This window comes from Paraburkholderia nodosa DSM 21604 (genome assembly GCF_000519185.1).
Lineage (GTDB): Bacteria > Pseudomonadota > Gammaproteobacteria > Burkholderiales > Burkholderiaceae > Paraburkholderia > Paraburkholderia nodosa.
Genome location: NZ_JAFA01000028.1, coordinates 1 through 13,358 on the forward strand (window position 1 = coordinate 1; position 13,358 = coordinate 13,358).

12 protein-coding genes and 1 pseudogene are annotated in these 13,358 nt (G+C 61.7%); 8 read left to right on the top strand and 5 right to left on the bottom strand.

The window, feature by feature from the left end:
• Together A3CW_RS51340 and A3CW_RS0131030 are read left to right on the top strand one after the other, a co-directional pair.
• A pseudogene (locus A3CW_RS51340) lies at positions 1–261 on the top strand (IS3-like element ISAzo10 family transposase); the annotation flags it as partial.
• Complete coding sequence (locus A3CW_RS0131030; RefSeq protein ID WP_154678079.1) at positions 254–1,465, top strand: hypothetical protein; 1,212 nt, start codon at positions 254–256, stop codon at positions 1,463–1,465. The pseudogene A3CW_RS51340 and the gene A3CW_RS0131030, both read left to right, overlap by 8 nt.
• A gap of 255 nt (positions 1,466–1,720) precedes the next feature.
• On the opposite strand, the gene A3CW_RS0131035 is transcribed toward A3CW_RS0131030, so the two are convergent.
• The 3 genes from A3CW_RS0131035 to A3CW_RS0131045 all read right to left on the bottom strand — a co-directional run bounded on the left by A3CW_RS0131035 (position 1,721) and on the right by A3CW_RS0131045 (position 4,171).
• On the bottom strand, positions 1,721–2,155 hold the full coding sequence (locus A3CW_RS0131035) for an SET domain-containing protein (RefSeq protein ID WP_028207040.1): 435 nt from the start codon (positions 2,153–2,155) through the stop codon (positions 1,721–1,723).
• Positions 2,156–2,507: 352 nt separating this feature from the next.
• On the bottom strand, positions 2,508–2,972 hold the full coding sequence (locus tag A3CW_RS0131040; RefSeq protein WP_028207041.1) for an HU family DNA-binding protein: 465 nt from the start codon (positions 2,970–2,972) through the stop codon (positions 2,508–2,510).
• 587 nt (positions 2,973–3,559) lie between these two features.
• Positions 3,560–4,171 carry a 3'-5' exonuclease gene (locus A3CW_RS0131045; protein ID WP_028207042.1) on the bottom strand — a complete coding sequence of 204 codons (612 nt, stop codon included), beginning with the start codon at positions 4,169–4,171 and terminating at the stop codon, positions 3,560–3,562.
• 694 nt (positions 4,172–4,865) lie between these two features.
• Between A3CW_RS0131045 and A3CW_RS48095 the strand changes: the two genes are divergently transcribed.
• The 6 genes from A3CW_RS48095 (at position 4,866) to A3CW_RS0131070 (ending at position 11,578) form a co-directional block, all read left to right on the top strand.
• On the top strand, positions 4,866–5,318 hold the full coding sequence (locus A3CW_RS48095; RefSeq protein WP_051481827.1) for an SRPBCC family protein: 453 nt from the start codon (positions 4,866–4,868) through the stop codon (positions 5,316–5,318).
• A gap of 257 nt (positions 5,319–5,575) precedes the next feature.
• The gene (locus tag A3CW_RS0131055) at positions 5,576–7,165 is read left to right on the top strand and encodes an amino acid permease (protein WP_028207043.1); all 1,590 of its coding nucleotides are present in this window, start codon (positions 5,576–5,578) and stop codon (positions 7,163–7,165) included.
• Between the two features lie 62 nt (positions 7,166–7,227).
• Positions 7,228–8,496 carry an NAD(P)/FAD-dependent oxidoreductase gene (locus tag A3CW_RS0131060; protein WP_028207044.1) on the top strand — a complete coding sequence of 423 codons (1,269 nt, stop codon included), beginning with the start codon at positions 7,228–7,230 and terminating at the stop codon, positions 8,494–8,496.
• Between the two features lie 26 nt (positions 8,497–8,522).
• Entirely contained in the window at positions 8,523–8,756 is a 234-nt protein-coding gene (locus A3CW_RS54335) for an alpha/beta hydrolase fold domain-containing protein (protein WP_281175155.1), read from the top strand.
• A gap of 162 nt (positions 8,757–8,918) precedes the next feature.
• Positions 8,919–10,337, top strand: a complete 1,419-nt coding sequence (locus A3CW_RS48100) for an MFS transporter (RefSeq protein ID WP_051481828.1) — start codon at positions 8,919–8,921, stop codon at positions 10,335–10,337.
• Positions 10,334–11,578 carry a metal-dependent hydrolase family protein gene (locus A3CW_RS0131070; protein ID WP_028207045.1) on the top strand — a complete coding sequence of 415 codons (1,245 nt, stop codon included), beginning with the start codon at positions 10,334–10,336 and terminating at the stop codon, positions 11,576–11,578. Before A3CW_RS48100 ends, A3CW_RS0131070 begins: the two co-directional genes overlap by 4 nt.
• A 7-nt stretch (positions 11,579–11,585) precedes the next feature.
• Here the strand turns inward: A3CW_RS0131070 and A3CW_RS0131075 are convergent, their stop codons facing one another.
• A complete protein-coding gene (locus A3CW_RS0131075; protein ID WP_028207046.1) occupies positions 11,586–11,840 on the bottom strand; it encodes a hypothetical protein in 255 nt (84 codons plus the stop codon).
• Entirely contained in the window at positions 11,840–13,357 is a 1,518-nt protein-coding gene (locus A3CW_RS0131080) for a M81 family metallopeptidase (RefSeq protein WP_028207047.1), read from the bottom strand. The genes A3CW_RS0131075 and A3CW_RS0131080 overlap by 1 nt, the downstream gene beginning before the upstream one ends.
• Between the last annotated feature and the right edge of the window lies 1 nt (position 13,358).

A 13,358-nucleotide genomic window follows, 5' to 3' on the forward strand; every position in this document is an offset into this window, starting at 1 on the left:
GCCACGACTTCGTGCACTGGTACAACTTCGCATCGCCACAGCGGCATTCGCTACGTCACACCCGCGCAGCGTCATGCCGGTGAGGATCTGGCAATCCTGCAAGCGCGTCATCAGACATACCTCCAGGCGCGTGAACGCAATCCGGCACGTTGGTCAGGTCACACACGAGACTGGTCGCCGATCGTCACCGTCACACTCAATCCCGAGCGCGAAGCTGTCATTCGCGACCACCTTCGGGATAAAACGCAATTGGTTGCATGAATCAGGCGACAACCACCTTGACTCGCTCCGCCCCCGTGGTGGGCCTGATGGTGGTAGGGATATTGAGGCGCTCTTTCGCACTTCTGAATTGGCATACGGAGCAGTTGGTTTCGTCAATCAGGCCGCAGACGTCGACGAGAAAAAACGGAAGATCCGCAGCAAGTTCGCGGACGACCTACAAAGTGCATATGCTGCAGACCCGAGACCGTCGGTGTTCGTCTTCTTCACCAACGTCAATTTCACGATCGGGGAAAAAGCTGAGTTAATCACGCAAGCGCAGCAGACGGGATTTTCCGCCTGCGAAATATTTGATCGGGAGCGATTGCGGATCGCCTTGGACAGTCCCGATGGTTTTGCCGCACGCTTTCAATACTTAGGGCTGCCCATGTCGGAGGCTGAACAAGCGAGCTTCTTCGCCAAATGGGGCGACGACATTCAGTCTGTCATCGCGACGGGTTTTCAAGAAGTGCATGCCACGCTAGCCCAGCTCCTTTTTTTGCAGGAGGCAAGCCAGCCTGTCGATGCCCTTACCGTAAGGCTACAGCTCGACCGGGAATATTCCGCCGATGAAATTGGGCATTTCCGTGCTTTTTCTTCCGTCTATTTGCGGGAGCCTAAGCTTGGCATCCTTGGACTTCTGTTTGGGAGAACGGACAGAGCGAACAGGTTCAGGACCGGTGTTGAACCACGTCCGGAGGATCGCTCTGGCATCGGTCACGGTATAGCGTCTGGCCAATGGTACACGCCGTGGCACATTGAACCTGATGCTAAAGAACAGGGTTTCGATGGCAAAGAGCAAGAGAAGTACGTTGCGTGCGGTAGTGGATCGGGTGTCGGCACGAACGCTGTCAAACAATTGATGTTTGCCTACGCGACTCCAAGTTTCATTCGCCCGGAACCGGTTCTCGCATTGATCGATTTCGATCATTGCATGATGATGCCATTCTTAAACGAACGCTTGTCGGACAAGATAAATCGAATCTCGATCTTTGCCAACGGCTATATGCTTCTCGATATATATAAAGACGCGTTCCACATTGATCGATCGACGATCAATTTCGGACTCGACCGTGAGTTCTCCGCGACGGAGTTGGCGGATCCTTGGGTTCGTATTCGCCCGAATAACGCTTCCGCTTTCCGTTTGTCGTTTGCAGATCAGGTGCCTGTCCGCATGTTTAAGTCCAAACCAGCTTCATCGGAGTAGAGCACAGCCATTTTCAGACAAGCGTCCTCCGCGGCGGCTAGTTCCAATCCGCCGACCGGTTCGTGGTGCCGTCACCGGCGATTCGACGGCGTCGGCGAGTTGGAGGCTTTAATGTCTCAATGTTGACACGCGCAACGCAGTCTACGGCCGTTGGACGAGGTCTGGACTGCCGATGTGCAAAGGCTGTGCGCCTTGACGCACCGGCTTCTCCAGTCGGTGCGTACTCCGGTGATGGGAGTCTTCGGCGGAGTGTGCCTAGATCGGGGCAAGCATGGTCCCACGGCAACGCTTGGCGCTGCAGCGACAGGTGTACTCGCCGACTGAATCGCGCGATTTCGCCGAGATTTCAAGCGCGTAGTCGATAAACAGTTCCTCGCCGACCTGGATGTCCCTGAGCGCGTTGATGTAGACGCGGCCAGATTGCTCGATCGCCTCGCAGTTCGCCTTGCACGCATGGTTGAGCCACCTTGCGCCGTTTCCGCCGCGGCCACCATCAATGACGCGTCCGTCCGACAACCCGAAGAGGAAAGTGTGCCCGGCGTCAGCTCGCCGCGCATAGGTGCGGGCCGCTTCCCGCCAGGTGGTGACGAGCCCCTTGTACTCAAAGATGCGCTCGCCGGCGGAAAGCGCCCGCAGGGCGAAGACACCCTTTCCGTGAATGGGAGAGTGCCGAACGGAAACGCGCTTCATGCCGGGAAAGTGTGAGGAAGGGAGATCCGGAGTATAGCGGCAGCAATGGCTCCCAACATGTGACGGTGGATTGTTGCGGGTGTCTGGTCATGGGCCGGCACATATGGGCCACTCGGCGCTCACTTCGTCGTCGCAAACGCGCCGGCTGTTAGCCTCTTAAGTTTGACGTCGTCGCTGTGCATATTTTGCGGTGGCTGACGCCGAAGCATGCCGCAATTGTGGCGCACCGTGGTGAGTTCCGTGCGGCTTAGGGTTCCCGCAAGCAGTGCATGATTGGCCTCGATGGCGGTGGCGGCGGCCTGAAAACAAAAAAGCCCGCTCGGCGGGCTTCCTGTCAACGTCGCAACGGGCTTCAGGCTGCGGCGGCGTCCTTCAGCTTCTTCAGCGCGCGAATCTTCAGCTTCACCGTTGCCGGCTTTGCATCGAACCAGCGCTCCTGACCCGTGAACGGGTCCTTGCCGAAGCGCTTTTTCTTCGCCGGGACAGCCTGGACTCCGATTTTCACCAGGCCCGACAGAGTGAACTCACCTGCACCCTTCTTATGCACCGAGCCCAGAATCGTGTCTTCGAGCGCAGCCAGAACGGCTTTGGCTGCTTTCGGCTCGACACCGGCTTGCTCGGCAACGTACGTTGCCAACGAGGCCTTCGTGAACGTTTCTTTCAGCGGCTTGAGTGCGCCATTGGTCGCAGCCTTCTTCGCCGGAGCAGCAGCCTTCGGCGCGGCCTTCCTGGCTGCCGGCTTTGCGGCCTTCGGTGCTGCCTTCTGTGCGGCCGATTTTGCAGCCTTCGGGGCTTTCGTTGCGGTCTTCGTTGCCATGAACAATCCTCTATCAGGTTGAGAGCCGCTTAAGACGGTGCACGACGCCCTGCGTTACTGCACCGTCTTAAGCTGGCGCTAAGCGTATCAACGGTTTTAGCGATTCGCAACAGGAAAGCGCCATCTGGCAAGCGGTTTCTTCATCGCCAGCGAAAAAAGCCCATGACGTACGCCCGATTTCGCGGCGGCCGTGCGTGAGAGCCGCGTTTGATCAGGAAGAACCGCGCAGTCCCACCGCCTGCACGCATCTGCGTGTCGGTAAGGCAGGCAACTACCCAGGTTACGGCGTTTTGCGGCATTGCCGAACGGGACACCCGTGGCAACTCAGGACCACCCCAAGCAGCGTGCGGAACAAAAAGGCCGCCCAGAATGGTTGACTGCCCAGCTCCCAACGGACGTCCGCCCAAAAAGGCGCCCGTCTACATGGCCAAAGCCATTCACACGGACTGGAGAAAACGCTCGCCAGCCTGAGCGGGTGGTGCGCTCGATCAGCTCCTCCGTCATCAACACGACAACGCGACAGTGCCTCTGGAAGGCCTCCCCCCCACGGATCGAGGGCCCGGTCCAGGTTGTTCGGCGCTGCGGACTCAGTCGTTAGACAGCGAACCCAGAAATGTCGCAACCTTCGCCTTGCTGGTTTTCTGCAATCGAGCCATGAGGGCGTGATCGATTCGCTTCAGCCCGTAAGCTTGAGCGATGTCGTTCTGCAATCGGCACCACAGATGGCTGGCGACCTCAGCGTCAACCATCGCCCGGTGAGCACGACCCGATTTCGGTAACCGAAGCATCTCCGCCAAACTAGCCAGGCGGTGACTCTGGGCGCGTGGGTAGATCCGCCTGGCGACGAGCATCGTGCAAGCAAACGAATGCTCCGCTGGCGCTCCAAGAAGCCCCAGTTCGGCCTGCCAAAACCGCTTGTCGAAACCGGCATTGTGGGCAACGACGGGATGGTTTCCAACAAACGCTGCAGCTTCCCTCATGACTTTCGATACAGGAGGCGCCGATGCGATCATGTCGTTCGTGATGCCGGTGAGAGCAACGACATCGGACGGGATGCGCCGTCCTGCGTTCATCAAGCTCTGGTAACGATCAACAATCTGACCGTCACGCAGGAGGATGACGGCAATCTCGGTAGCGCGGTCGCCCAGATTCGGCGAAAGCCCGGTTGTTTCGAAGTCGAGTACCGCAACGGTCTGCATGTTTCTTTCGTTCACTAATCAGTTGATGCCGCACTACGCACGCTTCCCCGAGCCTGACGAGCCGCCCAGCCAAGACGCCCATATTCCGATGCCTGGCTGCATGGAGAACACCCCTGTACAAAGCCAGATGGAGCGCTTGGTTCTTTCTTGCCGTCAGGCGATAACGCCTTTGTTTGTTCGCCCGACTGCCGCCTAGGCCAGTTCGCCAACCAGCGACACACGCAGAGCCTGGATTTTCAGGGTATTCGCGGCGATGTGCCCGGATCCGGATGCGTTGAATGAAGGGCGTATTCTACGCGTCGTGAACCGCCATTCTTTTATATCGGTTCCAACGCCGTCGCGAGTTACCGGGGCGAACGTGGAGGGTTGACAGATGAAACGCCTGGACTGACGCGAAGCTCAGGAGCTGCGCTTTTATCTCGCTGGAGTTGAGGATTGCGGGTTCACCGGCATCGGGCAAGCCGACAGGTTCGGCAGAGGGCGGGCCGCGGGACCGCATCCGGCGATCTTTTGAAATCGCGTAGTTTGAGATATAAATAGATGCGTTGTGATAAGAAGACTTATCCTAATCGCGATTAAACACCACACCTCCCGCCGAATTATTCACGTCTCGTGTTCAACGGCTCAACGGCGGGAGCGTCTCGCGTTGCCGCATTTGCCCGCGAACGGTGGGACGGAATTCCGCTGCATCCGCTTGGCGTTCCATCGCGGCGCGGTTTCGTTCACCGCCGACGGCAGCCCTGCGTGCAAGAAGCTGCTGGGCGGCCTGACCGAGCCCGACCTCGGTTCGGTGCGGATGTTCAGGGTTCCAAACAACTGGAACCACTTTCTCTCGGACCATATCATCCATTTTCGCGTGCTGCCCGTGTCGGCCACGCAGACGGCACTCAAGACGACCTGGCTCGTGCACGAGGATGCCGTAGAAGGCGTGGACTACGACGTAGAGACGCTCACACAGGTATGGCGCGCGACGAACGAGCAGGACGCCACGCTGGTGATGCACAATCAGCGCGGCACAAGTTCGAAGGCGTACGTGCCGGGGCCTTATGCGCCTTCGGAGTTCATGCTGATCAACTTCACCAACTGGTACGCGCGGAAGCTGGCGGGCTATGTAAAGGGAGCACGGTTGGCGATTTCGCAGGCTTGATGAAAAAAGTGCATCAATTAGTTCTTAAATATCGTTTGTAGCCTTCGTTTCCCAATCCGTATACTCGGTCCGGCGTCGCGTGTGTGCTGCACACCGCTGGCGTATTCCTGGCCGCCTCATTTCAGGCGTGCGGTCACCCCAAAAAAAATGAAGACGGCACGTACGTCGGTCGGTCCCGTGCGTGAATCCCGCAAGAGGGTAGCGGGAAGGCCAGACGTGCTTCGCCTCTGAAAGTCGACATGGAGACAACGCACGTCATGCGTTCACAATCCGGCAAACATTCTGAGAACCCATCCAGCTCGAGTCCCCGGACGCCCAAACTCCATCGCAGCCTGCAAGCGCGCCACTTGCGCATGATCGCCATTGGCGGCTCCATTGGCACGGGCCTGTTCGTGGCCACGGGCGCATCGATTTCGCAGGCGGGCCCCGGAGGCGCGATCCTTTCGTACATGGTGATCGGCCTGATGGTCTATTTCCTGATGACGAGCCTCGGCGAGATGGCGGCGTTCATGCCTGTTTCGGGCTCGTTCGCCGCATACGGTGCAAAGTTCGTCGATGAAGGCTTCGGTTTCGCCATCGGCTGGAACTACTGGTATAGCTGGGCGGTGACGATCGCAGTCGAACTCGTCGCGGCGCAACTCGTGATGGGCTACTGGTTCCCGCACGTGCCGGGCATGTGGTGGAGCGCGCTCTTTCTGGCCGTGGTTTTCTCGTTCAACGCATTGTCGGTTCGCGGCTTCGGCGAGGCCGAGTACTGGTTCGCGTTGATCAAGGTGCTGACCGTGCTTGCGTTCATCGCGATCGGTCTCCTGATGATTTTCGGCATCCTGCAAGGCGGGCCCAGCAACGGTTGGGAAAACTTCACGATCAAGGACGCGCCGTTTGCCGGCGGCTGGAGCGCGATGCTCGGCGTCGCCATGATCGCGGGCTTTTCGTTCCAGGGCACGGAGATGATCGGCGTCGCGGCGGGCGAAGCAGAAAATCCGGGCGCAACGATTCCGCGTGCAGTCAAACAGATCTTCTGGCGCATCCTGCTTTTCTACGTGCTCGCGATTCTCGTCATTGGCGTGCTCGTTCCGTATACGGATCCCAACCTGCTGAAAAGCGACGTGACCGATATCGGCGTGAGTCCGTTTACGCTCGTATTCCGGCGTGCCGGTCTCGCGTTTGCGGCCGGCGTGATGAATGCGGTCATCCTCTCCGCCGTGCTGTCCGCCGGCAATTCCGGCATGTACGCGTCGACCCGCATGCTATACAACCTCGCCATGGAAGGCCGCGCGCCGCGGCTGTTTGCGAAGCTTTCGACGGGCGGCGTGCCGCGCAACGCACTGTACGCGACGACCGCGGTCGGGGCACTGTGCTTTCTCTCGTCGCTCTATGGCGACAAGACGATGTACCTGTGGTTGCTGAATCTGTCGGGAATGGCGGGCTTCATCACGTGGCTCGGCATCGCGGTCAGCCATTATCGATTCCGCAAGGGATTCCTGAAGCAGGGCTATCGCCTCGAGCAATTGCCGTATCGCGCGAAATGGTTTCCGTTCGGCCCGATTCTCGCCGCCGTGCTGTGTACTGTCGTCACGCTCGGCCAGAACTATCAGGCTTTGCTTGCCAATAAGATAGACTGGGTAGACGTGGCTGCGACCTATATCGGCCTGCCGCTCTTTCTCGTGGTCTGGTTGGGCTACTCGATCGTGCGCAAATGCCGGCTGGTTCGCTACGAAGACATGGAGATCGCGCCGTGGATCGAACGCCAGATGGCGGCGTCCTCCGAGACTTCGTTGAGCGCCGGCTATCCGGCCAGCATCGTCAGCCAGGTGAATCAGGTGAAGGCGGCTTCGGACGTGTGATCCAGCGCTGCAACGTCGATATTCTCCTGTTTTCCCTTCGTACATCGAAATTCTGTAATCGCATGAACAATTACTACGAATCCACCGTCTCTCGTCCGTCCTACCCGCAACTGACCGGCAAGACAGATACGCAAATCTGCATCGTCGGCGGCGGCCTCGCCGGCCTGAATACCGCGCTCGGGCTAGTCGAGCGCGGCGTGCGCGATATTGTCGTGCTCGATGCCGAGCGCGTGGGCTTTGGCGCGTCGGGCCGTAACGGCGGCTTCGTGTTCGGCGGTTACAGCCTCGACAATGCCGATCTGCTGCGCACGCTCGGGCACAGCCAGGCGCGCTCCCTGTACCAGCTCACGGTCGACGCCGTGGAGCTGATCCGCACGCGCATCGCACGCTACGGAATCGATTGCGAGATCGTCGATCGTGGCGTCGTGCTCGCGAACTGGTTCGATGATCCTTCGCGTCTCGACGCAACGCGCACGCTGATGAAACGCGACTTCGGCGTCGACTGGGAGCCGCTGACCAAGGACACGTTGCGCGCGCAGTTGAAGACCACGCGTTATCACGGCGGCCTGTTCGAGCCCAACGCGTTTCATTTCCATCCGCTGAAGTACGTGCTCGGCGTTGCGAACGCCGCTGCGCAGGGCGGCGCCCGAATCTACGACCAATCGCCGGTGCGCGCGATCGAGCGGAACGGCGCGGGCTTCGTCGTGCGCACACCGCACGGCACCGTCACCGCGAAGGATGTCGTGTTCGCCGGCGGCGGTTATGCGCGCGGCGTCGCACCGCGTATCGAGCGCGCGGTATTGCCGATCGCGACCTACGTGATCGCCACCGAGCCGCTTGGCGCGCGCCTCGCCGATGCGATCGACGCGCCCTATGCGGTCTACGACACGCGTTTCGCGTTCGACTATTACCGGCCGCTGAAGGACACACGCATTCTTTGGGGTGGCCGGATCTCGGTACTCGACCGCGGTCCGGACGCCATCGCGCGCCTGCTCAAGCGCGACCTCGCACGCGTGTATCCGCAACTGGCGGATGTGAAGATCGAGTACGCCTGGGGTGGCTTGATGAGCTACGCGCGGCACAAGATGCCGCAAATCGGTCGAGATGCCGACGGCGTCTGGCATGCCATCGCATTCGGCGGCCACGGCATGGCGCCCACCACGGTCGCGGGCGAGACGCTGGCCGACGCGTTGGCGCTGGGCGTGCCGGTGCCCGAAGGCTTCTCCGCATTCAGCCTGACGCGCACCTTCGGTCTCGCGGGCCTCGCGGCCGCACAACTGACGTACAGTGCTTTCCAGGCGCGCGATGCGCTTGCCGCATACCGCCACTAAGCCTCATGTTCGCTCCGCGCGACCCGATGCCTGCTTCGAGGCCGGGTTGCCCGTGCGTGCGGCCATCGGCATGCTGCCCGGCCGAATTCGATCCCTTGCGTGACGATGGCAATGTGTACGCCGAGCGGTTGCATGCAGCAGGCGCTGCCGCGCAGTTTCATCTCGGGCGCGGATTGCTGCATGGCTGCATGCGTGTGCTGCAGAGTTGTCCCGAGACTGCACGCCTGATAGCGCATTTCCTGGGCCCGCTGGAGCCGTAGTTGCACTCAATGCCCCGCCCGCGCGCCAGGCGTGCGGGGTGTGCCGCTATGCTGGAATCCGCATGTTCGGTGCGGTTTGTTGTCAAGACGTGTCAATTTCGGCTCCCTATACTCGCCTGACATTGCCCGGCGCCACGCCACTCCCCCTTCTGGAGGCAAGCCATGTCGACGATTCCAGCACGCATAGAACGCATGCCGTATTCGAGCTTTCACCGGCGATTGTTGTGGCTGGGAGGGCTGGGCTACGTGTTCGATGCGATGGATGCCGCCGTGCTGGCCTTCATGCTGCCGGTGTTGCGCACGCAGTGGCATCTGAGCAGCGTACAGACCGGCGTGCTCGGTAGCGGCACCTTCATTGGGTATTTCTTCGGCGCCGCGATCGCCGGCATCCTCGGCGACGTGATCGGGCGGCGCACGGTCATGGTGTGGGCGCTGATCATCTACTGCATCGCTTCGCTCATTAGCGCCGTGGCGCAGGACTGGCCGTTCTTCATGGCGATGCGCATCGTCGCCGGTGTTGGCACCGGCGCCGAAAGCGCCATCGTGGCGCCGTTTCTCTCCGAGTTCGTGGCGCGCAAGTATCGCGGCACGTTCACCGGCAGTCTGGCGGCGTTCTTTTCGTTCGGCTTCGTCGCCGCCGCGGTGCTCGGTTATCTGGTGATCCCGCTGGCACCCGATGCCTGGCGCGCCGTCTCGGTAATCACCGCGCTCCCGGTCGTCATGCTGCTGTGGTGGCGGCGTGCACTGCCGGAGTCGCCGCGCTGGCTCGATACGCGCGGCAGAACCGTCGAGGCCGAGGCGATCGTCGACAAAATGGAAGCGGAGGTGCGCGCCAACGGCTTGCAACTCGAGCCGCTGCAAGCGCACGAGCCGGCTGCGCCGGCAACCGCGGGGCGCGGCACGCCGCTCGGCAACCTCAAGGCACTCTGGTCGCGCGAACTGGCGAGCATCACCGCGATGGCCTGGCTGATGTGGCTGTCGATCACGTTCAGCTACTACGCGTTCTTTACGTGGATCCCCGGCTTGCTGGTGCAAAGCGGGATGACCATCACGCGCAGCTTTTCGTATTCGCTCGTCATGTACCTCGCGCAAATTCCCGGCTACTTTTCGGGTGCATGGCTCAATGAAAAGATCGGCCGCCAGGCCACCATCGCGAGCTACATGGCCCTTGGCGGCCTCTCCGCGCTGGGCCTCGCGCTCACCCACGGCAATGCCGAAATTCTGGCGGCGGGCTTTCTGCTGTCGTTCTTCATGAACGGGACGTATGCCGGCGTCTATGCTTTCACGCCGGAAGTGTTCCCAACCGACGTTCGTGCGACCGGCATGGGCGTCGCTTCGGCAATCGGGCGCCTGGGCGCGATCGCCGCGCCCATCCTGGTTGGCTATCTCTACCCGCGCCTCGGTTTCGGCGGGGTTTTCGGCGCCACGACGCTGGTGCTGATCATCGGTGCGCTCGCCGTTCTGATCATGGGCGTACCCACGCGCGGCCGATCGCTCGAAGAAATTGCCGCCATGCGCCTGCAACGCTCACAGTCGGCACATGGCTCGCTCGAGCGAGGCAGCCGGAGGAGAAACGTATGAACCGCATCCTGTTCAAGAACGGTGCTTTGCTCGATCCGCTGCAAGGCGCACTGCAGCCGGGCCACAACCTGCTAGTGGAGGGCGACACGATCAAGGCAGTATCGCCACAGCCGATCGAGGCGCACGACGCGCAGGTCATCGACCTCGCAGGCAAGACCATCATGCCGGGCTTGATCGACCTGCACGCGCACATGGTCGCGACGCAGTTCGATCTGCCGGGTCAGGCAAGAATGCCCAACGTGTTCGTCACGCTCAAGGCGGTGCCGATCATGCGCGGCATCTTGCGGCGTGGCTTTACGACCGTGCGCGATGCGGGCGGTGCCGGCCTCGCGCTGAAGCAATCGATCGAAATGGGCCTCGCGCAGGGGCCACGCCTGTTCATCGCCGGGCGTGCACTCAGCCAGACCGGCGGCCACGGCGACGTGCGCGCGCGCTCGGACTTCATCGTCGGCGACGCGCCGTGTAACTGCTGCGTGCGCGTCGGGGCCTTGAGCCGCGTCGTCGACGGCGTCGACGCGTTGCGCCGGGCGGTGCGGGAAGAACTGCAGATGGGCGCCGACCAGATCAAGATCATGGCCTCGGGCGGCGTCGCGTCGCCGACCGATCCGGTCGGCGCCCTCGGTTACTCGGAGGACGAGATCCGCGCGGTCGTCGCCGAAGCCCAGGCGCGCGGCACCTACGTGATGGCGCATGCCTATACGCCCGAATCGATGCAGCGTGCGGTGCGCTGCGGGGTGCGCACCATCGAGCACGGCAATCTGATCGACGCACCGACCGCCGCGCTGATGGCCGAGCACGGCGCGTACGCGGTGCCCACGCTGGTGGCCTACGAAGCCTTGCATCTGGAGGGCGTGCGCTACGGCTTGCCCCCCGAGAGCGCGGCCAAGATCGACATCGTGCGCGAGGCCGGCCTGCAGTCACTGGAAATATTCAAACGCGCCGGGGTCAAGATGGGTTTCGGCAGCGATCTGCTCGGACCGTCGCATCGCATGCAAAGCGACGAGTTCACGATTCGCGCGCAAGTCCTGACGCCTGCGGAGATCATCAGCAGCGCCACCACCATCGGCGCCGAAATCCTCGGCATGACGGGCAAGCTGGGACGCCTGGCACCAGGCGCCTATGCCGACGTGCTGGTGGTCGATGGCGATCCGCTGCGCGAGCTGGGCTGCCTCGGCGGCCAGGGCGATCGCATTCCTCTGGTGATGAAGGGTGGACACGTCGAATTCAACGAATTGCATTGAACCGCGATTAGCGGGTGCGTTTCAGAGGGGCTTCCCTGAACAGCAGGACCCCTGACAGGCTCAGGCATCCGCAACCCATTACGTACCACGCCGGAGCGTAGAAGCTCCCGGTTGGACGCCATAGCGTGCCGACGATGAACTGGGCAAACCCGCCGAACGAGGTCACGCCGATCGCGTAGATGATGCCGAGCGCAGTCGCTCGTATTTCGGGTTGAAGCGCTTCCAGAATCATCAGAAATCCCGCCGGGCTCGATAGCGTCATCAGGCCAACCAGTCCCCGAGATTCGCCGTATCCGACAGCGGCCAGAAATCGCCGACCAATCGTTGACGTGCGAACGAGTCGATGGCCGCCGTGCTCAATCCTGCGCTGTCGACGGAAATGATCCGTCTCGCGAGATGGCGGTAGTACGCCCGAAAGTGGTTCGCCCCCTTGATCGCGATGACCCGATGGCCGGTGACATCGAGGCCGTGCAACGCGAACGGCTCGACATCGTAGATCTGCTCGGCGCGCGACGCGACGATCACGTCCACACCTTGAATCACGAGTCGGCACATCGCTCCAAGGTCGAAACGTACTCCAGCGAACATGGCCCCCGGACGGTTGACGAATTTGCCGTCCGTGATCGACTTGACATACGCCTCGGCCTCGATCGGTGCACCCTGATAGCGCCCGAGCTTCCCGCCCAATGAGACGCGAATCGTGCTGCCGACACCCGCGCGCTGCGCCTGCGCGACGACCCCTGCGTCGTTGATCGACGCGAAGCAGGTCGTGCCAGGCGCAGGTCGCGTATCGAGTAGCGCCCGCAGCAAATGCGTACCGTCACCGGGTGTGCCGCCGCCCGGATTGTCGGCGTACTCGTTGACGACTACGGGTCCTTCGGGTTCGGCGAGGGCCAACGCAATGCCGCCGGCGGGCGTGGGAAACTGCGGTCGGAACGCGTCGCGATGCGACCAGATGAACTGTGCCACTTCATCGACGCAGCGTTGCGCAAGCGCCGTATCGCCCGTCGTTGTGCATACGACCGCCGGACAAGGCGCGGCGATGTCGGCGTACGGGAAGCCATGAAACCAGGAGCAGTCGACCACGCCGGGTTGTGCCGCCAGTCGCGCACATACTTCGTTCACTGCGGCCGGAATGAATCCCTCGTATGTGGTGACGATGTAGGGCAGCATCGGTAGGCGACGCATGACTGTCACCGGTCGCAGGCGGCCATTGACGATTTCCACTAACCACTCGACGGCCTCGATACCGCGGTCGAAGAAGTCGGTATGCGGATACAGCTTGCAGGGTAGCGTCAGTTCACAGGCCGAGCGCATTGCCTCGGTCATGTTGCCGTGCAGATCGTAGACGACGGCGATGGGCACGTCGTCGCCGACAAGCGCCCGCACCGCGAGCGCCAGGTCGCCCTCGACGTCGTCGGTGCTGGCGGCAACGCCGGCTCCATGCAAGGCAAGCAGGACACCGTCGAGCGGTAATGCCGCACGGATGCCGTCCAGGATATTGCGCTTCATTGCCACATACGCGTCGGCTTCGATGGTGCCCGACGGCGTAGCCTGTCCAACGTAGGTATGCACGAGCGTCGCGCCGGTGCGCAGCGCGCCTTCGATGAAACCGCCAACCTGATGGTTCGAGCGTTCGAAGGCGGCGGGAATCTCGTCGCCCCAATACTGTTCGAAGGCGCTCAGTGGCGTCATGCCTGCAAACTCGGTGGCATACGTATTGGTTTCGTGAATGAGTCCGGCTACGGCTAGCCGGGTGGGATGGCGTGCGATAGTCAAA